Genomic DNA, 25028 nt, shown 5'->3' on the forward strand with positions numbered 1-25028 from the left:
CGGTCGTGGGCTGGATAACTGGGTGGCACGAGGTCCGGCGCAGGAGTACGTTCCCGCTTCGTACATTGTTGACGTACTGGCGATAGTCAGTCGAAGAAAAGGAACGGTATGAAGATCAATGTTCGGCGGAGGGCGGTCTCCGTGGTGACGTCGGCGGCGGTGCTGGCCGGTGGGGTGTTGAGTCTCGGCGCGAGTAGCGCCGATGCGGCCACGGTGAGCCCGAAACTGACTGCCAGGCTCGTCGCGAGCACCACTGCGAGCGGCGTACAGACCTGGACTCTCTATTACGGCGACGTCGTGGGCAAGTTCCAGTGGAGCCAGGACCCCAATGGCAGCAACCCCGGTGACGCCTTCCGGGTGACTGACTCGAAGGCTGATGGCTGGGGCGTGGAGGCGAGCATGGGAGACGGTCGCTACGCGACCACCAGCGGGCACAATTCCCCGTACACCAGCCGCTGGAGCACCGGCGACCTGCCGGAAGGAAACACCTACAAGATCTGGGTGTATCTGGAGCGCGGCGGCGAGGCTCTCATCATCGACAACATCACCGTCACCTCGTAGCAGCAACCGCAAGCGGCACCACTGGAACGGCGTCAGGTCTAGCAGTCGCGGATGCTAGACCCGCCGACAGCAAGGCGGACCGGTCTCTCAGGAGGCCGGCTTTTCATGTGCTCGTCAGGAGCGGCAGAGGCAGAAGGGGTGGCCTTCGGGGTCGATCATTACCCGGTGCTCGTTGGGGCGGGGTTGGAGGTCGGCGACTGTCGCGCCGCATTCGGTGGCCCAGTTGATGGTCGCGTCCAGGTCGTCGACGCCCAGGTCGAGGTGGATGGTGGGGTTTTGTTCGCCGGGGGTGGTGGGCCAGACGGGGCGGCGGAAGCCGGGGTCGTAGTCGAAGTTGAGGGCGGGGCCGGTCACACCAGTCGGCGGGCAGACCAGGGCCCAGCCGGCGTTCGGTGGTTCGCCGGGTCTGGCTTGCTCGTCGCGGCGGTAGTTCCAGCCGAGGAGCTTGGCGTAGAAGCGGGCCAGTTCGCGCGGGTGCTCCGCCGTGATCGTCAAAGCACCGAGGCCGATCCGAGGATTCATCTCTCCAACCTCACGTGCAGGTGGGCTGGTTGTCGAGGACCGGACCGGTGCACGTCCTAGAGTGGCGAGGTGGAGCTGCACCTCAAGCTTGTGGGGCGTCAGAACCTGGGTGCGCAGATCTACAGTCAGATCCGCCGCCGGATCCTGGACGGCGAGCTTCCCGCCGGTGCCGCCGTACCGTCGACGCGCGAGTTGTCCAGTCTTCTCGAGGTATCTCGCAACACGGTCGCCGTGGCGTATGACCGACTGGTTGCCGAGGGGTTCCTGACCAGTCGACCCGGCGTCGGCACCAGGGTCGGCAGTGTGCCGGTCCAGGCGGATCGGGTCGCACGGAGTACGCCGCTACGGGCCAGACCAGTGTGGGATGAGATTCCCGAGTTCGACGATCTCTCGATCGCGTCGCCGGAGTACGACTTCCGGGCCGGTCTTCCAGATGCGAGCGAATTCCCGTACTCCACTTGGCGTCGCCTCGTCGCCGACGAGCTGCGTCCACGCGGTGTCGGGCGTGGAGCCCACATCGCGCCGGTCGGCCTCCTGGCGCTGCGGGAGGCGCTCGCCCGGCACATCGCGGTGTCGCGTGGCGTGCACGCGGCGGTGGATGACGTGATCGTCACCAGCGGCAGTCAGCAGGCAGTCGACCTGACGGCGAAGGTGTTGCTCGAACCGGGCGACATCGTGGCGGTCGAGGATCCGGGGTACGACCCGCCGCGCCTGCTGTTCAGCTCGGCCGGCGCCCGCGTGATCGGTGTTCCGGTTGATCGCGAAGGTCTTGTCGTCGACGCCCTGCCGAACGACGCGCGGCTCGTGTACGTGACGCCGTCACACCAATTTCCCCTGGGCATGCCGATGTCCCTCTCGCGTCGACTGGCTCTCCTGCAGTGGGCAGAACGCACCGGGGCGGTGATCTTCGAGGACGACTACGACAGCGAGTTCAGGTACGCCGGACGCCCGCTCGAGCCGCTGTACAGCCTCGACCCGCACGGCCGGGTGATCTACGCGGCATCGTTATCGAAGGTACTGCTACCGACGCTGCGGCTAGGTTTCCTGATCTCCCCACCCGCGCTGCGGACCGCGTTCACGAAGGCCAAGCAACTCACGGACTGGCACACGGCCGCTCCGATGCAGGCCGCGCTCGCCCGCTTCGTGGCCGACGGCTCATTGGCGCGCCACATCCGGCGGATGCGGGTCCGGTACGCCGAACGCCACCATGCAGTCGCCGAGATCCTGGGCCGCGACTTCACCGGCCTCCTCGAGCTGGTTCCGTCATCGGCCGGTCTCCATCTCTCCGCCGCGATCCCGCCCGGCGGTCCGGACGACAAGGCGGTGGTAGCCAGCGCCAGAAGCGCTGGAGTCGCGGTCGAATCTGTGTCGAGGTTCGCGATGACGCAACGACGGAACGGCCTGCTCGTCGGGTACGGCGGTATTCGGCCGGAGCTGATCGCCGAAGGACTGCAGCGGCTGCACAAAGTCCTGTCGCCGTGATCAATTCGCGACCTGCCCAGGTCAGCCTGTGCGGTCGTGGCCCGTGGCATCGGTTCCGGGCCTGCCTAACGTGCTGAGCGTCAGTTCATGACGACGATCAGCAGATGAGGCAACGATGCGATTCACGCTCAAGCACCTCGCCGGTGCCGTGGCGGTCGGCGCAACCGTCGTAGCACCGCTCGCGCCAAGTGCGGTCACAAGCCACAACGACCGGCGGTGTGCCGCGCAGTTCGACGCCGCTCAACGTCAGGACATGGAGTCGTTCCGCGACTTCAAGGCCGACCGGTGGCGCGCAGTACACGACAACGACGCGATCAGCGTCGATCCCAGCGGCGAAGTTGCCTACGGCATCGACCAGATCATGGCCGGCGCGAAGACCCATTTCGACCGCAAGTGGGCCATCTGGTCATGGACCGAACTGTCCCGGCAACTCGACGGATGCAGTACGGCGGTCATCGTGTACGACGCCGTCTACGACATCCCGTCGATCGAGTACCACCAGCGTGCACTGACCACCGTCACCTACACCTACAAGCGCGGCCACTGGCTCGCCGTCCTCGACCAGGGAACCTACCTCGAGGCGCCGAGTTGAGCACCAGCCGAACTGTCCAAACAAAGATCTGAGCAACGGGAGTATTCACGATGGTAGACATCCTGCACAGAGTGGGAATCGAGCGGTTTCGCCATGGAGGTGCAGGAGCTGCGGCCGTCCGAGCGGGTGCTCTGGAAGGTCGTCGACGGTCCGGACGAGTGGATCGGGACGACGGTCGAGTGGGACCTTCGCGCGGACGGGGAGTACACGATCGTCCTGTTCGCGCACCGCGGCTGGGAGAAGCCGGTGGAGTTCATGCATCACTGCAGCACGAAATGGGCGACCTACCTGATGAGCCTCAAGTCGATGATCGAGACCGGCAAAGGCACCCCGAGCCCGAACGACATCCACATCGCCTACCCGGACTGAGCCGACACCCTCCGCCGACCGTCACGTGAAGGCGTGGCGGTTGTCGCGGACCCATTGGTGGAAGGGGCGGGCGGGTACGCCGGTCAGGTCGGCGACTGTCGTTGTGATGGTGGGCGCCACCGAAGCCAGTTGTTGCTGGATCGCCACGGCGGTTTCGGCGTACGGCGGGGGCCAGCCGGCGGTGATGAACTGGGCAACGGCCTCGGCTGGGGATTGGTGGATCCAGTGGAGGTCGCGGTTGATGACGGTGGCGATGACTTCGAGTTGCTCGGCCATGGTCAGGATCTCGGGGCCGGTGAGCGTGTAGTGACGGCGGACGTGGTGAGGCTCGAGGAGAGCGCGGATGGCGACTGTGGCGAGGTCGGACTCGTGGACCCAGGCGCCGGCTGCATCGGGAGCCGCGCCACGGACCACTCCCTCGGTGCGGATCGAGGCGGCCCAGTCGAGAGCGTTCGCGGCGAATCCGCCGGGGCGCAGGATCGTCCATTCGTCGGTGGCGTCGACGACGGCGTTCTCGACCTCGCGGTGGAGGCGTGCGATGGGTTCGGCCGCGGGAATGCGCCCGTCGACCGCGCCGGATGAGAGGAGCACGATCCGCCGGCCGGCGAGGACCTTCACTACGTCGGCAGCCGCATCCGAACTGAAGAACGGCCACATCAGGTAGACCGCATCGACTCCTTCGGCTGCGGACTGCACCGAGGCCGGATCGGACAAGTCGCCACCGATCAACCGTGCGGACGTGGGGTTGCGCGACAACGCTCGTACGTCGATGCCGGCTGCGTGCAGGCCGTCGACCACGTGCCGTCCGACGGTGCCGGTCGCGCCGGTTACCAAGATCTTCATGACGCAAACAGTCGCCGCAGCATCGAGCGGCGGCCAGGAATCACGCAGATCGTGGGTTGATCCGGCGCCGACTAGGGTACGAGCGTGGCCGAATCCATCACGTTGGACCAGATCGATCGTGGTCTCGTGCACGCGTTGACGATCGACGGCCGGGTCCCGTTCAGCCTCGTCGGCGAGCTCCTGGGCGTCTCGGAGCACACAGTGGCTCGCCGATATCGACGGCTCCGGGCGTACGGCGTTCTTCGGGTCGTCGGCGTGGTCAATGGATTACGGCTGGGCCGGCGGTCCTGGACGATCCGGATCCGGTGTACCCCAGAGGCCGCGGGGCCCATCGCGACCGCCCTGGCTCGGCGGGCCGACACCTATTGGATCCATATCCTGTCCGGCGGCACCGAGATCTCGTGCAACTGTCAGCCGGCCAGCGATGAGCAACTGTTGATCGACAAGCTGCCCCGCAGTGTCGACGTCACCGCCCACGAACTCCTCCCTGGCTCGACCCGGCCGCCCCGCTGGGCCGCGATCGAGCAGCTGTCCGTGGCGCAGACCGCCCGCCTGCAACGCCCCGAGCCGACCGATGAAGAGATCGTCCTCGAGCCGCCGGACCATCAACTCCTCCAGCACCTGGCCGTGGACGGGAGGGCGACGTACGCCCAGCTGGCTCCGGTCACCGGATGGTCGACCTCGACGGTCGCGCGCCGGCTGGACCAACTCCGGCGTACCGGCGTACTCGGGTTCGAGGTTGAGCTCCCGCCGTCAGCGCTCGGCTACCGAGCTGAGGCGCGTCTGTGGATGTCGGTCCGTCCCACAGACCTGGTCGAGACGGTCGACGTACTCACGGAGCACCCGGAGATCTCGTTCACCGCCGTCACCACCGGGCCGACCAACCTCGTCGCCCACACCATCTGCCGCGACTCGGCCCACCTCTACCGCTACCTCACCGAACGCATCGGCGCCCTCCCAGGAATCAACACCCTCGAGACCGCACCCGTCCTCCGCACCATCAAGGCCTTCCAAACCCCACTCCCCTGATCACTCCTCGCCGCTGTCACCTGGGCGGCGAACGGAGAAGGCTCAGTTGAGTGCTGTGCGGAGTTCGGCTGCTTGCTCGTAGTCGTGGTGCCAGTTGCCGGTTGGTGGGAGGATCACGCGTTCGGTGCCGGCGGCGGCGTACTCGGCCAACTGTTCGGTCGCGCGGTTCACGTCGGCATCGAGGTGGGGCGCGACGACTGTTGCCTTCAAAGCAGTCCTGTGCAGATCGGAGGCGAGTTCGTTGATCCGGGCAAGGTTTGTCCGGATCTCGGAAGGTGTCATGGCGATCGTCGCCCAGCCGTCGCCGTACGCCGCGGCCCGTCGGTGTGTGCGCGTGCCGTTGCCCGCGACAACGATCGGGGGCACCTTCGATCCGGGTGCGAGAGCCACCTCGAGGCCGTCGGCCAGCCGCGTCGGCTTCCCCGCGATGAGATCCCGCAGTACCTCGAGGGCTTCGTCCGTACGGCGACCACGCTCGGAGAACTCCACTCCGGCAGCTCGCCAACCGATGTCCCCGTGCGCCGGATTCCCTGTGCCAACGCCCAGCACGAGCCGGTCGTTCGACAGCAGCTGCAGCGAGTTCACCTGTTTCGCCGCCCACGCCACCGGCCGCAACGCCAGCAGCATCACGTTGAATCCGACCGTGATCCGCTCGGTCACCGCCGCGGCCGTCGCCAGTACGACGGAACTGTCCAGCATCGGCCCACTTGCGATCAGATGATCCGTCGACCAGACCGAGTCCAGCCCGACCTCCTCGGCGAACCGTGCGCTCTCCCGCACATCCCCGAGAATCGGCTGGCTCGGGTCCGGCGTCGACGTCGGCAGGATCACTCCGATTTCAAGACTCATACCTGCGCCAACCGGGACCTCGGGTCCCCTATTCCTAAGCGTTCAATTCGAGCGCAGCATCCAGCAGGCTCTGGGTGTACTCATGCTGCGGCGACCCCAGCACCTCACCAGCCGGCCCCTCTTCCACCAGTACGCCGCGGCGCATCACGGCGATGCGGTCCGCGATCTGGTGGACGACGCCGAGGTCGTGGGAGATGAACAGCATCGACAGGTTGTGGCGTTGCCGCAGGTCGTCCAGCAACCGCAGGATCTGGGCCTGGACCGAGACGTCCAGCGCCGAGACAGCTTCGTCGCAGACCAGCAGCCGTGGCTTCACGGCCAAAGCGCGGGCCAGGCTGACGCGTTGGCACTGACCGCCGGAGAGCTGGCTCGCCCGCTGACCCGCAACGCCCGCATCCAGGCCGACGTCCGCGAGTAGCTGCTCGAGTGCCTCGGACCGATCGGTCGGAGCGGCCACGGGATGCGTACGCCACGCCTCGCCGATGATCGCCGCCACCGTCATCCGCGGGTTGAGCGACGAGCGCGGGTCCTGGAACACCATCTGGATCGCGCGCTGCAGCTCGCCGCCGCGCCGGGTGCCGTACGGCAGCTCGCGGCCGTCGTAGGACACCGATCCCGACAACGGGCGGACCAACCCGACGATCGAGCGGGCCACGGTGGTCTTGCCGGAGCCGGACTCCCCCACCAGGCCGAGGGTCTCATTCGCGCCGACGGTCAGGCTGACGCCGCCCACCGCGACGAACGGCCGCCGGCGCGGGCCGAAGGTGACTCGGAGGTCGCGGACATCAAGCAGTGCGGTCATCGAGCACCTTCTCCGCGAAGTGGCAGGCGGTCCAGCGATCAGGCGCGACGGCACGCAACACCGGCTGCTCGGTGCGGCAGCGGTCCTGAGCCAGCGGACAGCGAGGGTGAAAGGCACACCCGCCCGGCCGGTTGGCGGGAGTCGCCGGAGTCCCCGGCAGCGGATGTGCGAGCGCCGTCTTGGTCCGTACGGCGGGAACGCTGTCGACCAGCGCCCGTGTGTACGGATGGGCGGGCGTGTGCAGTACCGACGAAGTAGGTCCACGCTCAGCGACGCGACCGGCGTACATGACGACGACCTGGTGGGCGACGTGGGCCATCACCCGCAGGTCGTGGCTGACCAGGAGCATGGCCAGACCGCTGTCCTCCTGGATGGATCGGAGCAGGCGGAGGATGCGGGCCTGTACGGTCACGTCCAGAGCCGTCGTCGGCTCGTCGGCTAGCAGCAGCGACGGGCTGCCGGCCAACGCCATCGCAATCATCGCCCGCTGCCGCATCCCGCCGGAGAACTCGTGCGGGAAGCTCCCCAACTTCGCGGCCGGCTCCGGGATCCCGGCGCGGTCGAGAAGCTTGACCACGCGCTGGCGTACGGCGGAACGGGACGAACCGGACCGGCGCAGGATCTCGCCGACCTGGCGGCCGATCGTCTGGGTCGGGTTCAGCGCGGCCAGCGGGTCCTGGAAGATCATCGCGATCTCGTGGCCGCGGAGCTCCCGGCGCCGGGCCGGCTTTGCCTGCAGCAACTCTTCACCGCGCCAGCGCAACGACCCGTCCAGAGTTGCGTCGTCGGGCAAGAGGCCGATCAGCGCGTTCGCCGTCATCGTCTTGCCCGACCCGGACTCGCCGATCAGGCCGACCGTGGTCGCCGCCGGGATGTCGAAGGACACCCCGTCGACGACCCGGACCGCGCCGGAGCGCCCGGGCAGGTCGACGACCAGCCCGGACACCTCCAGCAAGGTCTCGGACGCTGCGCGCGGAGGCGCCACCACCGACGTCTCGGCCCGGATCAAGAGTTGACCTGCAGCTTGGAGAAGTCTGGCAGCCCGTTCGGGTCCGGGGTGAACCCGCTCAGCCGCTTGTTCCAGGCGTAGGCGTACTTGACCGCCATCGGGAACATCCCGACCGCGTCGCCCCAGATGATCTTCTGGGCCTCGCCGTACAGCTTGACCCGCTCCTGCTCGTCGGTGGCGGCCGCGGCCTGGCTGATCAGCTTGTCCAGCGCCGGGTTGCAGTAGCCGTTCCGCTTGGCCGCGCACGGGTAGAGGCGCCCGACCGTGTTGGCCGCATCGAGCATCGGGTTGGACAGCTGCTGGAAGTTGATGTCCCAGTTCAGCGCGAGCAGGTCCTTGGTGAAGACCGCCTGCTCCTTCTCCAGCAGGTCGACCTGTACGCCGATCTTCTGCAGGTCGGAGACGACCGCCTGGTTGAACTGCCGGAACTCGGCGTTCGCGAACTGCAGCCGCAGCTTCGTCGCGAAGTCGAACCCGGCCGCTGTCAGCGCCGCCTTCGCGGCAGCCGGGTCATAGGCGACCGGTTGCTGCGCGACGTACCCGAGGGTCTGCTTCGACACGACCGAGTCGGACACCGAGCCGGTCTGCGGGTAGAGCTTCTTGATGATGGTCGGGAAGTCGACCGCCTGCCAGATCGCCCGGCGTACGGCGGCCTCCTTGAGCGACGGCGTGGACGAGTTGAACCACATCGTGAAGACGGCCGAGCTCTGCACCACCTCGACGTTCAGCGTGGAGTCCTTCTGCACCTCGGGCAACTGGTCGTCCGGGATGCCCCAGACCACGTCCGCCTCGCCGGTACGCAACGCGGTCAGCCGGGCCGCGAGCTCCGGCATCTTCTTGATCGTCACCTTGGTGACCTTCGGTGCGCCGCCGTAGTAGTCCGGGTTCGGCACCAGGACGATCTCGTTCGGGCTGAACTTGTCCAGCTTGAACGGCCCGGTCCCGACCGGCTTGTCGAAGAACGCGGTGTCGTTCGCTCCGACCCCGGCCGGCAGGACGAAGAACACGGCCAGCTTGCGCGGGATCGCGGCGTCCGGTTTCGTCGCGGTCAGTACGACGGTGTTGTCCGCCGGCGCCGTCATCGTGTACCCGGGGAAGTTCGCCGCGTTCGTCCCCTTCAGGTCGGTGAACCGCTTGAAGGAGTCGACCACGTCGGCGGCCTTCAATTCCTTGCCGTCGCTGAACTTCACGCCGGGCCGCAGCGTGAACGTCCACGTCTTCGCGGTCGCGTCGGGCTTCCACGAGGTAGCCAGGTCGCCCTCGACCGAGCCGTCCGCCTTCGTCCGGATCAGCCGGCTGAACAGCTGCTGCTCGACCATCTGGGGCCCGGTGCCGCCACCCTGCGGCCCACCCGGGTCGATGCTGTCGACCGGATAGGTCCCGGCGATCACGACCTCACCGCCGCCGGACCCCGAGCCGCCCCCGCTGGTCGCGCTCGAGCACGCGGTCAGAGCCATCGAGGCGGCGAGGGCGACGGCTAGCGCCGCGCGCCGCGTCAGTACTGGCGCAAGTGTCATGTTTCTTCTGCCTTCCGCGGGAGCTGGGCGCGTCATCTGAGGTGTCCGCGTCCGTAACGGGCGGTGAGCTGGTCACCGAGGATTCCGATGTTGATGATCAGCAGCGACAGTGCGATCCCCGGCAGGGCCGAGATCCACCACGCGCTGGCGAGGTACTGCTTGCCGTTGGCAATGGTTTGGCCCCAGGACACGGCCGAGTTGGGCAACCCGATCCCGAGGAAGCTCAGGCCGGCCTCACCCAGTACGACGAGGGCGAACTCGACCGTGGCCAGCGCGACCACCGGACCGATCGTGAACGGTACGACGTGCCGCAGCAGGATCGACGTACGCCGGACGCCGAGAACGCGGGCCGCATCGACCCAGGCACGCTCCCGCAAGGACAACGCGACACTGCGAGTCACCCGCGCGAAGGAGATCCACGCCGTCGCGGCCAGTGCGACCACGACCACCGGAACACTGCGCTCGAACGCACCGGCGATCACGATCGCGAGCAGGATGGCCGGGAACGCGAGCAGGATGTCGATGCCGCGGGCAAGGAATGCGTCGAGCCAGCCGCGGAAGTACCCGGCCACCGTGCCGACGGTGACGCCGATCAGACAGGACACCACCACGGTCGCGAGCCCGATCAGGATCGACGTGCGGGCGCCGTACACGATCTGGGCGACCATGTCGCGGCCGAGCCCGTCGGTGCCGAGCCACGCCGTACCACCGGTGGACAGGTGCGATCCGGGCTTGAGGAGCCGGTCGTCGAGCGACGCGCGGACCGGGTTGTAGTCGATGACGAGCGGGCCGATCGCCGCGACCAGGGCGTAGATGGTGAGTACGACGTACGGGACACGGCTGAGCCAGGAGCCGACTCGGCGGACGGCCATCGGGCGGGTCAGAGCGATGGAGGCCATCTCAGCTTCCCTCCAGCCGGATGCGCGGATCGAGCTGGGAGTAGACGAGGTCGGCGGCGAGGTTGAAGAGCATCACGATGCCGGCGATCACGAAGGTCGCCGCCTGCACGACCTCGTAGTCGCGGTTCGTCACCGAGTCGACCACGAGCGAGCCGAGGCCGGGCCAGGCGAAGACGTTCTCGACGATCACCGCGCCGCCCATCAGGCCGCCCATGTGCAGACCGACGATCGTGACCACCGGGAGCAGCGAGTTGCGCAGCGCGTGGCCGAGGAGCACCTGCCGATCGGTGAGCCCTTTGGACTTGGCGGTCTGGATGTACGGCTCGCGCAGCGTCTCGGCCACGCTGGTCCGGGTCAGTCGCGCGACTATCGCCGTGAACGGCAGCGCCATCGTGATCGCGGGCAGGATCAGGTGCTGCGGCGTACCCGAGCCGGAGCTGGGCAGCATCCGCAGTGCGAGGGCGAAGAGCAGGATCAGCATGATGCCGATCCAGAACGTCGGGAACGACTGCAGCGCGATCGCCGCCGCCGAGACCACTCGGTCGACCACGCTGCCCGGACGGCCGCCCGCGATCAGTCCGAGGATCAGGCCGAGCGCCACCGCGATCAGGGTGGACGCGATCATCAGCTCAGCGGTGACCGGCAACCGCTCGAGCACTTCGGCCATCGCGGGCCGGCCGAGCCGGTACGAGTCGCCGAAGTCGAAGCGGGCGGCGTGACCGAGGTAGTCGAAGTACTGCGAGATGAGTGGCCGGTCGAGGCCGAGGGACGCGCTCAGCTCCTTGATCTGGTCCTGGGTCGCATCCGGACCGAGCAGGATCGAGACCGGGTCACCGGGCGCGACCCGGACGATGAGGAAGATCAGGGAGGCCGCACCCCACATCACGAACACGCCGATGAGCAGTCGCTTGACGACCACGCGGATCATGCGGACTCCTTCCGCGGACCGATTGTGGCGCCGGGGGCGATCGAGCACTCGACGCTCTCGCTCAGCGCGGTGGACTCCGGTGCCTCGAGCAACCGCACCAGCAGCCGCATCGCCTGCCGGCCCATCTCCTCACGCGGCACGACCAGCGCGGTCCAATCGGTCCCGTCGTGGCGCGCCCCGGTCGCATCCCCGAGGGCGACGACGCTCAGGTCGGCGGGAATGGACAGCCCACGCCGAGCGGCACACACCTGGAGTTCTTCGGCCAGCAGTTGCTGCTCCGCGAGTACGGCGGTCGCTCCGCTGCGCTGGAGCTCTTCGACCAGCCCATCGACCTCCGAGACGTCTCCGAGCGTCCAGACCGGTCCGGTCAGATGCCGGACCTGTTTCGACGGCGTTGCCCGCCGGAAGCCACTTTCGCGATCACGGCTGGGCTGTGCGTCGCCGTTGCCGATCCGGGCGTACGCCACGCGCTGGTGGCCGAGCTCGAACAGCCGCTCGGTGAGTTGCCGGGTGGCGCCGGTGTAGTCGGCAGCGACGTACGAGACCGGTGGGCCGGACACCTCGCGATGGCCGACGTACACGAACGGGTAGCCGGAGTCGCGGAGTTGCTCGATCTCCTCGACGTTCGGGTCGCGGCCGAGCAGGAGGGCGCCGTCGGCGTGCCAGAGCCGGGTCGAGCCGTCGCGGAAGATCTGGCGTTCGCCGCCGGCGCTGGTGAACAGGAGCAGGTCGTAGCCGAGGTCGGCCGCCTCCTGCTCCATCCCGAGCAGGAACGGGAAGTAGAAGTCGACGCCGCTGGTCGGGAAGACCGGCTCGAACGTGTAGACGCCGATGATCTTGTTCCGGCCGCCGGCCAGTGAGCGGGCGGACGCGTTCGCGACGTACCCCCACTCGCGCATCACGGTCAGCACGCGCTCCCGGGTCGCCGGACTGATCCGGACACCGGCATCGCGCTCGTTGAGCACCAGGGAGACGGTCGCCTGGCTGACGCCGGCCAGCCGGGCGATGTCTGCCTGGGTGGGTCTCTTGGCGGGTGTGCGATTCAAGCGCGTACCTTCCTGCTAATACGCCCTACCACAGCGATTGCGGAAAGCTTCGCCAGCGTTTCACCCACGTGTCAAGAGTTGAGTTTGATTACCACCGCATTACCAGCTAATCCCCATTAGCACTCGGCGCCCGGCCCGCAGGCCGGGCGCCGAGATAGATCCCTACTCGCTGACGATCTCGCCGCCCAGTGCGGTGGTGAGGACCATCGCGTCCCGGATGTCGTCGACCGGGCAGGTCAGGATGTCCCGATCCAGTACGACGAAGTCCGCCAGCTTCCCCGGCTCGATCGAACCGAGTTGGTCGGCGACACCGAGCACCGTCGCGGCGTCGGCGGTCCACCCACGGATGGCCTCCGCACGCGTGATGGTCTTCGGTGGCGTGAGCAGATCGCGTCCACTGCGACCGTCGATCCGGGTCAGCGCGGCCCACACGTGGAACAACGGCTCATGCATGCCGTCACTCGCCAGTGCGGTCGGAACGCCGGCGTCAATCCACCACCGCACGGGAGTCACGTGCTCCCACTGATCCCCCGGCAGCCGGTTCACGAACGTCGGTACGCCGCGGCCGTAGTCGACTCCCGCACACACCTGTGCCACCACACCCATCGCCGCCAGCCGCTCGATCTGTTCCCGGGTGACGTGGTGGAAGTGCTGGGCCACCCAGGCCCGGGAGGTCAACGGCGTCTCGCGGTGCACGGTTTCCAAGGCGTTGACGACGATCTCGCACGCCACGTCCCCAGATGCGATGACGTTGAACCGCAGGTCGTGCGCAGCCGCATGACGGGCGATGTCGGTCAGCTGCTCGACGGTGAGCGCCGACGAGCCGTTCCCGAGTACGTCGTGCGGATCGCCGTACGGCTGACTCATCAGCGCACCACCGAAGTGCGTCGGCCCGTCCAGTCCGACCGTCACGCCACGGACGCGTAGGTGATCGTCCCCGGTGCCCGCCCCGGCGGCGTCGGCGACGGAAGACATCCAGTCGTCGAGGTCCACTCCGACCGGAACGTCGTACGTCGTGACCACGCGGCATGCCAGCCGGTTGGCGGCGTACAGGGCCTGGAGATCGGGGACGAAGCGGCCGTTGCCGTGGCCCTCGTAGATGGTGGTCAGTCCGTGTGCCAGGTTCCCCTGCAATGCTCTGGCGATGGCGTCCTGCCGGGCGGTGGAACTCATTGCCGGCAGCAACGACATGAGCTTGCCGACGACGGGGTTTCGGGCGTTGTAGAAGACCAGGCCGTAGATCAGCCCGGTCGGTTCGCCGGCCTCGTCGCGTTCGACCTGGATGCCTGGCTGGTCCACCGATTCGCGGGTGACGCCGAGCAGGTCGAGCGCGGCGCTGTTGAGGATGGCCGGGTGCGGCCAGAACGGCGGAGTCGGGATGTGCACCGGGTTGTCCGGCGCGACCGCGTCGAGGTCCTGGCGGGTCGGCCAGCGTCCCTCGGTGAGTCCTTCCGGGAGGTTGAAGTAATCGGGCGCCTCACCGATCGACGACGTCACGATCCATTCGCCCGGCTCGGCCTCGGCCGCGGCTGCCTTGATCGTCTCGACGATCGACGCGACCGAGCTGAGGCCGAGCAGGGTTGGCTCGGCAGCGTGGTCCAGGCCGAGATGCACGGTGTGGGCGTGCGCATCGATGAAGCCGGGCACCACCGTGCGCCCGTCGAGATCGACAACGTCGTCGCCGAGCTGGGCGAGCTCGTCGTTGCTGCCAACAGCGGTGAAGCGGCCGTCCTCGACAGCGAAGGCTTGGGCGATCGAGAACTCACCGTCGACGGTGACGACGTTCCCGTTGAGGTAGACAGTCATGGCAGGTCCAATCGCTGTACGGCGGCCACCGGCCACCCGGGGTTTCCGTTGTGGATGAAGGAGATCCAGGCCGGCTGGACGACGTCGACCATCGCGGCGAGCGTCTGGTCGTCGGCGCCGGCGAGGATCGGTGCGTCCTGGCAGGCGGCCAGGTTGCCGAAGACGAACGGCAGTTCGATGCAGTGGCAGGCCCCGAACGTGCTGCCGGCCGGGCACCAGTCGAAGCGGTAGATCCAGGCCGCGTTGGACGCCGACCAGAGCAGGTCGGCGAGCCGGGTCAGCGGCGCTTCGAAGAGTTCCGTGGTGACGCGAGGATCGCCGCCGTGCGAGCCGGCCTCGTCGCGGGCCGTGCCCATCAGGATCGGTACGTCGTCCGCGCCGCGGGCGCCGACCGTACTGAGGATGTCGTCGGCCACCGTTCCGGGCTCGGCGACGAACTGGAACGGCGGGACCACCCCGGGATGCCGGCGGGCGAGCTCCAACTGGGCCGCGAGGATCTCGCTCACCGCGGCCGTCTGCGGATCGGTGCCGAGGATCTCGAGGAACTCGGCTGTCTTGGCGTCCGCCTCGGCGGTGGTCTGCGGTCGCATCCCACCTGGCGCGCTCTGCAGGATCGCGCTCCGGAACAGGCCGTCCGCGGCATGACCGGACAGCATCGCCAGGATCGAGATCGCGCCGGCGGACTGACCGGCCACGGTCACCGCGCCGGGATCGCCTCCGAAGGCCGCGACGTTCTCCTGGACCCAGCCGAGCGCCTCGATCTGATCCTTCAGGCCGAGATTGCTGTGCTCGAGCCGGAGGAATCCGAGCGCACCGAGCCGGTAGTTGATCGTCACCACGACCAGGTCGCCACGCTGAGCCAGCAGAGCCCCGTCGTACCAGTCGAAGCCGCCGGAGCCGGAGCTGAAGCCGCCGCCGTGCAGGAACACGAGCACCGGCCGGCCGGTGGCGTCAGCGGGAGCCCAGACGTTGAGGGTGAGGCAGTCCTCGGACTGCTCGGGTGTGCGGTCGCCGATCGCGTCGGCGAGGCGGGAGCGTGGCTGCGGCGCGGCCGGTCCGAGCCGGGACGCGTCGCGGATGCCTTCCCAGGGTGGTGGCGGTTCGGGTGGTTCGAACCGTTTCGGTGGAGCGGCGTACGGGATGCCGAGGTAGGTGTCTACGCCGGCCTCGCGTCGTCCGCGGAGTCGGCCCTGGCTGATCTTCGTCTCTGGCGGGTTCATGGTCCGACGGTCGCAACAGCGGAGCGACCGCGTCAGGAAGGTGGCCGATTCCTGCGGATTCCGACACGATGGATCGCATCATGGTGGATTTCGATGTGCTGGATGAGCAGCTCGTGCATGCGCTGCAGGTCGACGGACGGGCGTCGTTCAGCCGGATCGCCGCCGTACTGGACGCTTCCGACCGGACGATCGCACGCCGCTATCACCGGCTCCGCGAGACGGGCGCGGTGCGCGTGGTCGGGGTGCCGTCGAGTCGCCGGCTCGGCCGGGTCGACTGGCTCATCCGGATCCAGTGCGCGCCGGACACGGCCGTCGCGGTGGCAGCGGCCATGGCTCGCCGGGAGGACACATCGTGGGTCTGCCTCACCTCCGGCGGCCTGGAGGTCACCTGCATCACGCACACCCACGACCAGCGCACTCCGCTCCTGCAGCAGCTGCCCCGCGGCCCACGGATCACCGCGGTCACTGCGCAGTGCATGCTCCGCGCGGTCGCCGGCACTGCGGGCTGGCCAGGGCGTACGGCGGCTCTGACACCACAGCAGGTGGATGCGCTCAGCCCGGGAGCTTCAGACCCGCAGTACGGCGTACCCCTCGAGCTCACCGGGCCGGACGAGCGACTGCTGGCTGAGCTCGCGAAGGACGGCCGGGCCGCCTATCCGGCGCTGGCTGCGGCGAGTGGGATGCCTGAGTCGAGTGCGCGACGCCGTCTGGCTGAGCTGGTCCGGGCCGGGGTTCTGTACTTCGATGTGGAGGCGGATCCGCTGTTGTTCGGGTACACCACCCAGGCTGCCCTGTGGATGACCGTCGTACCGTCCGAGCTGTCGACGGTGGCGGACGCGTTGGCGCACCACCCGGAGATCGCGTTCGCGACGGCTGTGACCGGTCCGACCAACCTGTTCGCGTTCGTACTGTGCACCGACGCGGACGCGCTCTACGACTACCTCGCCACCCGGATCGGCACGCTGCCCGGCATCACGCATATCGAGACCGCCCCGCTCACGACCACCCTCAAGAGGTCCGGGACTGTCCTTCCCCGCCGCTGACTTGACCTTGACACTGGTGTCAGGCTTTACGGTCGTGGCGTGGCTGGATTCATAGTGATCGGAGTAGGGCCGGGGATCGGCGTGGCAGTGGCCAAGCGGTTCGCCCGGGAAGGGATGCCGGCCGGGCTGATTGCCCGCTCGGAACAGACGCTGAAGGGCGCGGTCGACGCGCTCGGCGGCGCTGAGGTCGTCGCAGTCAACGCGGACAGTACGGACGAGGTCGGGCTGCGGGCTGCACTCGACCGGATCATCGCGGCGCATGGCGCACCCGAGGTGGTCGTGTACAACGCAGCGCTGATCCAACCGGACACAGTTGGCGATCTGACCGCTCAGCAGCACCTGGACGCGTGGGCGGTGAACGTGGTCGGTGCGATCACCACTGCGGCTCACGTCGTACCGGCGATGGTCGACCGGGGCAGCGGCACGTTCCTGCTCACCGGCGGGATGCCGGAGCCGGTGTCCGCGTACACGAGCCTGTCGCTCGGCAAGGCCGGCGTACGGACGCTTGTCACGCTGCTCGACCAGCAGTACGGCGCGGCCGGCATCCACACCGCCTCCGTCACCGTGACCGGCGGGGTCGCGCCCGGCAGCGCCTGGGACCCGGACGAGATCGCGGAGCACTACTGGCGGCTCCACACCCAGCCGCAGGGTGAGTGGGAGCACGAAGTCCTGCACTGAGTGGACTGGTCAACATCCTCGGGATTGGATCTCCTCGGCCGGCGTGGAGCCGGTAAGACTGGTATCGACCCCAGACGAGGATGTGACCGATGTACGTGCCGAACCACTTCGCGCCCGACGACGAGTCGGTCCAGGAGTTGCTGGCCCAGCACGGCGCCGCTGACCTGGTGACGATGACGACGGACGGGCTGGTGGCGACGATGCTGCCGTTCGTCCACGACCGTTCGCGGAACGTGTTGCTCGGGCATTTCGCGCGGAACAACGATCATTGGCAGCGGACCGTGGTCGGGGACGCGCTGGTGATCATGCGCGGTCCCGACGCCTACGTGTCGCCGGCCTGGTACGCGTCCAAGCGCGAGCACGGCCGCGTGGTGCCGACGTGGAACTACATCACCGCTCACGTGTACGGGACGATGACCGTGCACGACGATCCGGCCTGGGTCGAGAACGTCGTACGCCGGTTGTCCGACCGGCACGAGGCGGGACGGGCGGAGCCGTGGTCGGTGGACGATGCGCCGCCGAAGTTCCTCGCCGGGCAGTTGCGGGCGATCGTCGGGGTGGAGATCGCGATCCAGCGGATCGAGGCGAAGTTCAAGCTCAGCCAGAACCGCCCGGAGGCCGACGTGGACGGCGTGATCGAGGGCCTGCACGCTTCCGGCGAGGACGACACCGCGGTCGCAGTCGCCCAGCACCGCCGCTGACGACCCCGATCGCAATCAAACTGTTGTTTGGAGCCCCGATCGGGGACTTCGGCGTGCTTATACGCTGCCGTGAGCCGGATCCGGTCGGAGAGTGAGGTCACCAGGTGGCGGACGCGCAACAGGTCATCGCGCAGGCGCAGCAAGCCCTGACGCGGGTGTTGCGAAAGCTGCTCGACTACATGGAACGGCGTTCGGAAACCGAGCGGGCCGCGTTAGGGCAGTTGATGGACAACCATTTGCCTGGTGTCCGGCAGGAGCTTCTCCGGGGGCGGGCGATGAGCGATGCGCAGGTCTCGTCCAACTTGGAGGCCACGGCGCAGGCCGGTTGGGAGGGGCGCAGTGCGGACTTCTTCCGCAGTCTGAACCGGAACCACTCGATGTTCAGCGATCCTGCTGTGCAGGAGGCGTTTGCGGCGTTCGCCGGTCAGCAGGAGCGGCTCCAGGAGGTAGCCCGCGCCGAGACTGCGCGGCAACAGCAGACCCCCGGTCAGATCCTCGGGCGCTCGGCCTCCGCGGGCTACGACCCTGGGCGAGCCGCCCAAGTCTTCCGGGACCAGACTCGGACAGCCCCGCCGGCCAGACCAACCCCACCCCCCGCCAACCGCACCCCCACCCAGCCGTCCCCACCCTCCCGCCCCACCCACCAGCCCGGCCAACAAACCCCACCCCAACCCGCACCCCCACAGCCCGGCCCACGGACCGGGCCGGCGACGGGACCTCAACCGGGCGCAGCCCGAGCCCCACAGCCCGGCCCGACGACCGGACCGCGAACCGGGCCTCAGACAGGCCCGCAACCGGGGCCGGCTCAGCCGACTCCGGGGCAGGCGGGGGGTCAGGCGACGGTTCGCCCCTTGAATGCTGGGGGGCCGGGGGCGGTTCGGCTTGATGCTCGGTTGCTGGGGGCGGCCGGCCGCGTGGTGGTGCGGGCCGACCCGAACTGCACCCAGGCCAGCATCACGATCAGCACGATGGACCAGACCGGTCCGGCCGCGGACGCCGTACGAGGCGCCACCCTGGAGTCGACGCCGGACGGTCGCATCACCGCCTCGGCCCAGGTGACCGCGAACACCTTCGGCTCGAACGGCGCCGTCTTCACATCAGGCGACGGCGCATCCGTCCAGTTCGGCGACGGGTCCCAGTTCGGCCACGCGTCGAACCTGAACATCAACAGCATGAACATCAACGGACGAACGCTCAGCATGCAGGGGATGTCGGGCGGCAGCCTGTCCATCGAGGACGGCCAGGTCTTCGTCAACGGTCAGCCCGTCGACCTCGGGCCGCCGACGGCGCCGATCGAGATCCACGCCGTGGTCCCGGAGGGAAGCTCGATCCAGTGCGCGACCGACAGCGCGAACCTCGAGACGCACGGCAAGGTTGATGTCGTCCAGGCCCGGTCCGGCAGCGGTGACGTGAACGTCGAGCAAGCCACCAGTCTCAGGGCGGAGACTGGCTCCGGTGAGATCGGCGTCGGCACCGCGGACAGAGTCCAGGCCCGGTCCGGCAGCGGGGATGTGAGCGTCGGCAAAGCCGTCGAGGTCGACGCGAACTCCGGCAGTGGGAATGTCGAGGTCGGCGAGGCGCAGAACGTGGTGGGCCGTACCGGTAGCGGAAACGTGAGCGTGGACAAGGCCGTGAACGTCGACGCCAGCTCGGGCAGCGGAAACGTGCAGGTCGCCGAAGGACAGAACGTCGTGGCAAGTTCCGGCAGCGGGAACGTGCAGGTCGCCGAAGGGCAGAAGGTCGTGGCGAGTTCCGGCAGCGGGAAGGTCAGTGTCACCCGGGCCGCTGACGTCCAGGCACAGACCGGCAGCGGCAGGATCAAGGTCGAGAACGCCGACAAGGTCGTCGCGACCTCGCGCAAGGGCAACATCGACATCGGAACCACCAAGAACGCCGCTGCGAGCTCGCGAGAAGGTCAGGTCAAGATCACCGACCTCCACGGGACCGCGGACGCGAGGTCTGCCACCGGTTCGGTCGATGTGCACGCAGCCGAGGGCGGACACGTGACCGCGAGCTCGACCCTCGGCCCGGTCACCGTGACCGCGAGCGACCAGGCCATTTCCGACGGGCTGACGGTGCGGCCGGAAGGACCTCCCGGTGGGGTCAGGATCCCGGCGGGTGCGCACACCGAAACCGCAGGCGCCCGCAGCGCCTCCAGCGGTGCCCGGGACTTCCAGAGCGCCGGCCGGTCGGGGCCGTCGCGGGCATCCGGTAACGAGGTCAGCTGAACTCAGAGCAGGCCGCGTTTGAAGGCTTCGGCGACGGCGGACGCCCGGTCCGGGACGTCGAGTTTGGCGTAGATGTTGAGTAGGTGGGTCTTCACCGTCGCCTCGCTGATGAACAGGTGGGTGGCGGCTCCGCGGTTCGTGTTGCCAGCGGCAACGAGTCGGAGGACCTCGAGTTCGCGTGGGCTGAGCAGCTCGGGCGGAGCCGGCGTACGGACGTGGTTCATCAGCGTGCTTGCTACGGATGGCGCGAGTACCGACTGACCGTCCGCTGCCGCTCGGACCGCGCGGAGGAGCTCATCCCGCGGTGCGTCCTTCAGCAGGTACCCGGTCGCGCCGGCCTCGATCGCCGGTACGACGTAGCCGTCGGTGTCGTAGGTGGTCAGCACGAGGACACGGGCGCGGCCGCCACGCTTCGCGAGCTCGGCGATCGCGGCGAGACCGTCGACGCCCGGCATGTTCAGATCCATCAGGATCACGTCCGGCCGAAGGGTCTCCGCCAGCCGGATCGCCTCCGCGCCGTCACTCGCCTCACCGACCACCTCGAACTCGGGCTCGGCCGCGAACATCCCGCTCAACCCGTCCCGGACCACAGGATGGTCGTCGGCGATCAGCAACCGGATCACGCCGGCACCCCCGCTCCGGGAATCGGCACCGCCGCGGAGATCGCCGTACCCGCTCCCGGCTCGGACTCGATCTCCAGTGTCCCGTTGAGTCCCTCGATCCGCTGTCGCATCGCCACCAAGCCGAATCCACCTGCGCCCGCGTCGGTCCCTGGGCCGGTACAGCGGGACGGGTCGAAGCCGACGCCGTCGTCGCGGACGTCCAAGGCGACCTCCTTCTCCAGATACGACAGGGTCACACCGACCCGGGTCGCCTGCGCGTACTTCCCCACATTCGCCAGCGCCTCCTGCGTCGCCCGCAGCAGCGCCGACTCGGCCTCGGGCGTCAGCACCCGCGGCGTCCCGGTGGTCGCGAGTTGTACGGCGATCCCGTGCAACGCGGACCAGCGTCGTACGACGTCGGCGATTGCGTCACTCAGCGATCCAGCCTGCAGAGGCTGTGGACGGAGGGCGTGCACCGAGCGCCGGGCCTCGGTCAGACTCTCGCGGGCCAGGCCGACCGCAGCGGTGACGTGCCGGCGCCAGTCCGCCGCCCGTTCGGCCGCCTGCAGCTGGGTCACGATCCCGGTCAGCCCTTGCGCCAGGGTGTCGTGGATCTCGCGGGCCATGCGCTGCCTCTCGTCGTGGACGCCGGCGTCGCGCGCCTGGGCGACGAGTTCGTCGTGCAGGGCCGCGTTCTCGGCCAGCGACGCCTCGAGCCGGCGGTTGGTCTCGGTCAGCTGGTCCATCGCGTCCTGGCGTTGCTGAGTCAGTACGTCGTTCTTCCGGCCGATCCAGGCGGCCAGGCACATCCCGAGCACGTTCACCGCGACGACCGCGACGTACGCGAGCCAGCCGATCACCTGGTCCTTCGGGATGTCGTACGCCTGCGCCGTCCCGGCGACGACCGCGACGGCGCCGATGGCGAACAGCTCCGACGGCCACTCCAGCAGGCTGAACGCGTAGAAGTAGCCGGCCGGAGTGAGGAAGCCGAACCACGAGTCGCGGATGACCAGCACGGCCATGATCAGCACGAAGCCGGTGACGAAGACCGCCATCGGGGCGGTCCGCTCCCGCGCGGCCGGCCGGAGCGTGAACATCCCGAGGATCCACAGCGCGGCGACCGCGCAGAGCACGAGGTCGACTACCAGCGACGCCGGCTCGTCCCTCTTGATCGACACCGTGACGGCCGCGAGGACAGCGAGCAGCACGTACGGCACCACCGTCAGCCGGACCGGCCACGCCTGCTCGCTCATCGACGCCTCCTCACTGACCAGTGAACACCGACCGCAGGTGCCGCCCGTTCACGAGCAGCGCGACACCGAGCAGCAGCAGACCACAGACCGCCTGCTCGCACTTCAGCCACACCGGGAACGTTCCCGGCAGCGCGATGATCACCACGATCGCGACCAGCATGATGCCGGAGACCAGCCGGAGCCGGAGGAAACCCCTCCGGGAACCGCGGGCGGCCCGGCGGGCGAACGCGAACGTGAGCAGCGAACTCGCGACCACGATCGTCCCGCGGACCCAGACCGCGTCGTTGACGATCGCCGCGTGGTTGCGCAGGGCAATGATGGCGATCAGCGTCAGCACGCTGAGGGTGAGGTAGGCGGCGGTCAGCAATTGCACATTGCGCAACGCGCCCGCACTCCGCGGGTGCCGCACATCGACCATGGACATCTCGGACTCCTTTCGACGGTCCCCACTCTGCTGCTGCGGAACCGGTCCGCACATCGCCCGCCTGGTCCCACCGACTCCACCGATCGGTTGATCCGGAGCAAAGGATCGTTGCCCTGAGCACCTTCCTTCCGTGACAGTTTGTACACGGATTGTCACGGACTGTTTGCGGCTGCGTGCAGATGTCCGGACAGGCCTGGCGGGAGCGGGAGTGGACGACAGATCGTCGTCAAGGAAGCGAAATTGACGAGGCAGAGATCGAGTCAGCGGTCGACCACGGGAGGCTCCGGACGCGTGCTCGAGACTTATCGCGGGATCCCACACCTACTGGACACCTGGCTCGTGCTCACCGGCATGGCCCTACCGATCGCCCTCTCGTCGCTGCGCAAACCGGGCGACCTGATCCCACGGCTGGCGGCGTTCTGTATGCCCGCCGCGTTCGCCCTGGTTCTCGCGGCGACGCTCAGCCCGACCGCACATCGACTGGGACAGATCGGCCAGTGCGGGACGCATCTGACCACCACCGGTGGGCTCACCTCACTCCAGGGCCTGCTCAACGTCCTCCTGTTCGTCCCGGCCGCCGGCATGCTCACGCTGGCCAGCGGCCGTCCGGTCGACGGGATCGCCGCCGGGGTCGGGATGTCCGCGGCGGTCGAGGCGGTCCAGGCGCTGATCCCGCAGCTCGGCCGGTCCTGCCAGCTGCACGACCTGATCGCGAACTCGCTCGGCGTCTTCTGCGGAGTCGGCGTCGCCGCCGGACTCCAGACGCTGACCCGCGGACGGCAGCTGGTGGCCGTGCCGTACGTCGTCGAGCACGCCGCGCTCCTCGTCGTACCCGCTCGGGTGCCAGGTCGGCACCGGCGGCACGAGTTGCCCGCAGCGAAGCTACGGCCAGTAGCCAGAACGCGGTGAGATATCACAGAACGAATACGAAGTTATCCGGATGGTTATCCACAGGTTGTGGATAGAACGGGGGATGACTGCGTGACTACACGGAGATATCCACAGGCTAGGGCCTGACGTCGAGCCCCAGACTCGCCGCGATCACCATCGCCTGGGTGACATCGATCCGCGCATCCTTCAGTACGACGGTGAGCGGGTCCAGCGTCGACAGGTCCGATCCCCGCAGATCGGCGCCGGTGAAATCGGCCCGCTGCAGCGACGCACCGGACAGATCGAGGTCGCGCAGCACCGCCTTCCCCGCCCGGATTCCGGTCAGATCCGACTCGCGCAGCTTCACGCCGGTGAATTCGGTCCCCTTCAGGTCCTCACCCGGCAGGCCTGCGAAGGACCAGTCTCCGCCGTTCACCTTCAGCAGGTTGTAGGTGCAGTCGTCGAAGTAGCTGCCGACCAGCTTGCACCGGGTGAATGTGGTGTCGAAGAGCGAGCAGCGGACGAACGTGCAGTTCACGAACGCCGCGTCGGTGTGGGTCGAGGCGTTGAACCGGACCCCGCGGAACGTGCACTCCTCGAAGATCCCGCCGCGGTTCTCCACCTCGGTCAGGTCGGAGTCGATGAACTGGACCCGTTGGTAGGTCTGCCCGGACGGGTCGGCGTCGTCCCAGTCCCGGATCGTCGACTCGGTCGGCACTCCCGGTCGTGCGGCCATGGCTCTCCCTCGGTCGGTGGCGACGACCCCACCCTGCCATCTCACGCCGACAGCCCGGGCACCGCGCCGTACGGCAGTTGTGATGGTGACGACGGAGAACGGAAGGCGGACCGACAACTACGGGCCGCACGATGGAGAGGTGACCGGAACTGAGCGGGTGATGGTGTTCGGCGCGGGAGGCTTCCTCGGCGCCAGGATCTGCGCGCTGCTCGACGACCGTGGGGTCGAGTACCGCGGGATGAGCCGGAGCCGGGGTGAGCCGTACCGGCTGTGCGACCTGGCCGAGATGCACTCGTACGCCCTGGACACCCAGATCGGGATGTACAAGCCAACCGTGATCGTCAACGCGGCCGGCGCCACCCTCGGCGCCCCGGCCGAGCTGGTCCGGGCGAACGTGATCGCGGTCGAGGCCCTACTCGCCTCGGCCCGTGACAACGCCGGCCACGCACGCTTCGTCCAGCTCGGCTCCGCGGCCGAGTACGGCGGTGGTCCGCACGGCAGCAGCCAGGACGAACGGACCGATCCCCAGCCGGCCGGTCCGTACGGGACCACCAAACTGGCCGGCTCCGAACTCGTCCTGCGGGCTCAACGGAACGGCGCGGACACCGTCGTACTCAGGATCTTCGACGTGATCGGGCCGGGTGCGCCCGAGACCACGCTGACCGGGCGGGTGATTCGGGATCTGCGGGCGCGGCAGCTGATCGAGGTCGGATCGCTGGACGTCTGGCGGGACTTCGTCGACGTCCGCGATGTCGCCGAGGCCGTGGTTGCGGTTGCGCTGGCGGATGCCAAGCTGCCCTCGGTCCTGAACGTCGGCACCGGACGGGCCACGCTCGCCCGGGACGTGGCCGGGCAGTTGTTCGAGCTGAGCGGGCAGCCGGCCCGGATCGTGGAGGAGGGGGCGCCCGGGGTGAGCTGGCAGCAGGCGGACATCTCGCTGATCGGTCAGGAGCTCGGCTGGTCACCGAAGATCTCGCTCGAGCAGTCCCTCGGTGACAGCTGGGGCTGCACGAAATAGG

At 68.5% G+C, this 25028-nt stretch carries 26 protein-coding genes; 11 read left to right on the forward strand and 15 right to left on the reverse strand.

Annotated features, from left to right (window positions below):
- Window positions 1-108: 108 nt before the first annotated feature.
- Entirely contained in the window at window positions 109-561 is a 453-nt protein-coding gene (locus tag AB0L70_RS02985; RefSeq protein ID WP_363679288.1) for a hypothetical protein, read from the forward strand.
- Window positions 562-675: 114 nt separating this feature from the next.
- Here AB0L70_RS02985 and AB0L70_RS02990 read toward each other — a convergent pair whose 3' ends face one another.
- Window positions 676-1083, reverse strand: coding sequence for a VOC family protein (locus AB0L70_RS02990; protein ID WP_363679290.1), 408 nt, complete (start codon window positions 1081-1083; stop codon window positions 676-678).
- Between the two features lie 69 nt (window positions 1084-1152).
- Between AB0L70_RS02990 and AB0L70_RS02995 the strand changes: the two genes are divergently transcribed.
- From AB0L70_RS02995 to AB0L70_RS03005, 3 genes are all read left to right on the forward strand, one after another.
- Window positions 1153-2565, forward strand: a complete 1413-nt coding sequence (locus AB0L70_RS02995; RefSeq protein ID WP_363679292.1) for a PLP-dependent aminotransferase family protein — start codon at window positions 1153-1155, stop codon at window positions 2563-2565.
- Between the two features lie 115 nt (window positions 2566-2680).
- Window positions 2681-3157 carry a hypothetical protein gene (locus AB0L70_RS03000; RefSeq protein WP_363679294.1) on the forward strand — a complete coding sequence of 159 codons (477 nt, stop codon included), beginning with the start codon at window positions 2681-2683 and terminating at the stop codon, window positions 3155-3157.
- A 93-nt stretch (window positions 3158-3250) separates the two neighbouring features.
- Window positions 3251-3526, forward strand: a complete 276-nt coding sequence (locus tag AB0L70_RS03005; protein ID WP_363679296.1) for an SRPBCC domain-containing protein — start codon at window positions 3251-3253, stop codon at window positions 3524-3526.
- A gap of 21 nt (window positions 3527-3547) precedes the next feature.
- Here AB0L70_RS03005 and AB0L70_RS03010 read toward each other — a convergent pair whose 3' ends face one another.
- On the reverse strand, window positions 3548-4369 hold the full coding sequence (locus tag AB0L70_RS03010) for an NAD(P)H-binding protein (RefSeq protein WP_363679298.1): 822 nt from the start codon (window positions 4367-4369) through the stop codon (window positions 3548-3550).
- Between the two features lie 84 nt (window positions 4370-4453).
- Between AB0L70_RS03010 and AB0L70_RS03015 the strand changes: the two genes are divergently transcribed.
- The gene (locus tag AB0L70_RS03015; protein ID WP_363679300.1) at window positions 4454-5398 is read left to right on the forward strand and encodes an AsnC family transcriptional regulator; all 945 of its coding nucleotides are present in this window, start codon (window positions 4454-4456) and stop codon (window positions 5396-5398) included.
- 42 nt (window positions 5399-5440) lie between these two features.
- On the opposite strand, the gene AB0L70_RS03020 is transcribed toward AB0L70_RS03015, so the two are convergent.
- The 9 genes from AB0L70_RS03020 to AB0L70_RS03060 all read right to left on the reverse strand — a co-directional run bounded on the left by AB0L70_RS03020 (window position 5441) and on the right by AB0L70_RS03060 (window position 15474).
- Window positions 5441-6247, reverse strand: a complete 807-nt coding sequence (locus AB0L70_RS03020) for an LLM class flavin-dependent oxidoreductase (RefSeq protein ID WP_363679302.1) — start codon at window positions 6245-6247, stop codon at window positions 5441-5443.
- Window positions 6248-6281: 34 nt separating this feature from the next.
- Window positions 6282-7049 carry an ABC transporter ATP-binding protein gene (locus tag AB0L70_RS03025; RefSeq protein ID WP_363679304.1) on the reverse strand — a complete coding sequence of 256 codons (768 nt, stop codon included), beginning with the start codon at window positions 7047-7049 and terminating at the stop codon, window positions 6282-6284.
- Window positions 7033-8058, reverse strand: coding sequence for an ABC transporter ATP-binding protein (locus AB0L70_RS03030; protein ID WP_363679306.1), 1026 nt, complete (start codon window positions 8056-8058; stop codon window positions 7033-7035). The genes AB0L70_RS03025 and AB0L70_RS03030 overlap by 17 nt, the downstream gene beginning before the upstream one ends.
- A complete protein-coding gene (locus AB0L70_RS03035; RefSeq protein WP_363679308.1) occupies window positions 8055-9575 on the reverse strand; it encodes an ABC transporter substrate-binding protein in 1521 nt (506 codons plus the stop codon). The genes AB0L70_RS03030 and AB0L70_RS03035 overlap by 4 nt, the downstream gene beginning before the upstream one ends.
- A 32-nt stretch (window positions 9576-9607) precedes the next feature.
- On the reverse strand, window positions 9608-10474 hold the full coding sequence (locus tag AB0L70_RS03040; RefSeq protein ID WP_363679310.1) for an ABC transporter permease: 867 nt from the start codon (window positions 10472-10474) through the stop codon (window positions 9608-9610).
- A gap of 1 nt (window position 10475) precedes the next feature.
- A complete protein-coding gene (locus AB0L70_RS03045) occupies window positions 10476-11402 on the reverse strand; it encodes an ABC transporter permease (protein ID WP_363679312.1) in 927 nt (308 codons plus the stop codon).
- Window positions 11399-12448 (reverse strand): LacI family DNA-binding transcriptional regulator, encoded by a 1050-nt coding sequence (locus AB0L70_RS03050; protein ID WP_363679314.1) that lies wholly within the window; start codon window positions 12446-12448, stop codon window positions 11399-11401. Before AB0L70_RS03050 ends, AB0L70_RS03045 begins: the two co-directional genes overlap by 4 nt.
- Window positions 12449-12610: 162 nt before the next feature.
- Window positions 12611-14254: an amidohydrolase gene (locus AB0L70_RS03055; RefSeq protein WP_363679316.1), complete on the reverse strand. Its 1644-nt coding sequence runs from the start codon at window positions 14252-14254 to the stop codon at window positions 12611-12613.
- Entirely contained in the window at window positions 14251-15474 is a 1224-nt protein-coding gene (locus AB0L70_RS03060; protein WP_363679318.1) for a carboxylesterase family protein, read from the reverse strand. Before AB0L70_RS03060 ends, AB0L70_RS03055 begins: the two co-directional genes overlap by 4 nt.
- Before the next feature lie 80 nt (window positions 15475-15554).
- Here AB0L70_RS03060 and AB0L70_RS03065 point away from each other — a divergent pair, with 80 nt between their 5' ends.
- From AB0L70_RS03065 to AB0L70_RS03080, 4 genes are all read left to right on the forward strand, one after another.
- Window positions 15555-16517: an AsnC family transcriptional regulator gene (locus tag AB0L70_RS03065; RefSeq protein ID WP_363679320.1), complete on the forward strand. Its 963-nt coding sequence runs from the start codon at window positions 15555-15557 to the stop codon at window positions 16515-16517.
- A gap of 39 nt (window positions 16518-16556) precedes the next feature.
- Window positions 16557-17195: an SDR family NAD(P)-dependent oxidoreductase gene (locus AB0L70_RS03070; RefSeq protein WP_363679322.1), complete on the forward strand. Its 639-nt coding sequence runs from the start codon at window positions 16557-16559 to the stop codon at window positions 17193-17195.
- 89 nt (window positions 17196-17284) lie between these two features.
- Complete coding sequence (locus AB0L70_RS03075; RefSeq protein ID WP_363679324.1) at window positions 17285-17896, forward strand: FMN-binding negative transcriptional regulator; 612 nt, start codon at window positions 17285-17287, stop codon at window positions 17894-17896.
- A gap of 104 nt (window positions 17897-18000) precedes the next feature.
- Entirely contained in the window at window positions 18001-20124 is a 2124-nt protein-coding gene (locus AB0L70_RS03080; protein WP_363679326.1) for a hypothetical protein, read from the forward strand.
- Between the two features lie 2 nt (window positions 20125-20126).
- Here AB0L70_RS03080 and AB0L70_RS03085 read toward each other — a convergent pair whose 3' ends face one another.
- From AB0L70_RS03085 to AB0L70_RS03095, 3 genes are read right to left on the reverse strand one after another with little or no spacing between them, the layout of a single operon-like run.
- Window positions 20127-20747 carry a response regulator transcription factor gene (locus tag AB0L70_RS03085; RefSeq protein WP_363679328.1) on the reverse strand — a complete coding sequence of 207 codons (621 nt, stop codon included), beginning with the start codon at window positions 20745-20747 and terminating at the stop codon, window positions 20127-20129.
- Complete coding sequence (locus AB0L70_RS03090; RefSeq protein WP_363679330.1) at window positions 20744-21979, reverse strand: sensor histidine kinase; 1236 nt, start codon at window positions 21977-21979, stop codon at window positions 20744-20746. The genes AB0L70_RS03085 and AB0L70_RS03090 overlap by 4 nt, the downstream gene beginning before the upstream one ends.
- Before the next feature lie 10 nt (window positions 21980-21989).
- Complete coding sequence (locus tag AB0L70_RS03095) at window positions 21990-22403, reverse strand: hypothetical protein (protein ID WP_363679332.1); 414 nt, start codon at window positions 22401-22403, stop codon at window positions 21990-21992.
- 291 nt (window positions 22404-22694) lie between these two features.
- Here AB0L70_RS03095 and AB0L70_RS03100 point away from each other — a divergent pair, with 291 nt between their 5' ends.
- Entirely contained in the window at window positions 22695-23312 is a 618-nt protein-coding gene (locus AB0L70_RS03100; protein WP_363679334.1) for a VanZ family protein, read from the forward strand.
- 97 nt (window positions 23313-23409) lie between these two features.
- On the opposite strand, the gene AB0L70_RS03105 is transcribed toward AB0L70_RS03100, so the two are convergent.
- The gene (locus AB0L70_RS03105; protein WP_363679336.1) at window positions 23410-24009 is read right to left on the reverse strand and encodes a pentapeptide repeat-containing protein; all 600 of its coding nucleotides are present in this window, start codon (window positions 24007-24009) and stop codon (window positions 23410-23412) included.
- A 139-nt stretch (window positions 24010-24148) separates the two neighbouring features.
- Here AB0L70_RS03105 and AB0L70_RS03110 point away from each other — a divergent pair, with 139 nt between their 5' ends.
- A complete protein-coding gene (locus AB0L70_RS03110) occupies window positions 24149-25027 on the forward strand; it encodes an NAD-dependent epimerase/dehydratase family protein (RefSeq protein ID WP_363679338.1) in 879 nt (292 codons plus the stop codon).
- The last annotated feature ends 1 nt before the right edge of the window (window position 25028 follow it).

Source organism: Kribbella sp. NPDC051952, from assembly GCF_040680855.1.
Taxonomy (GTDB): Bacteria; Actinomycetota; Actinomycetes; order Propionibacteriales; family Kribbellaceae; genus Kribbella.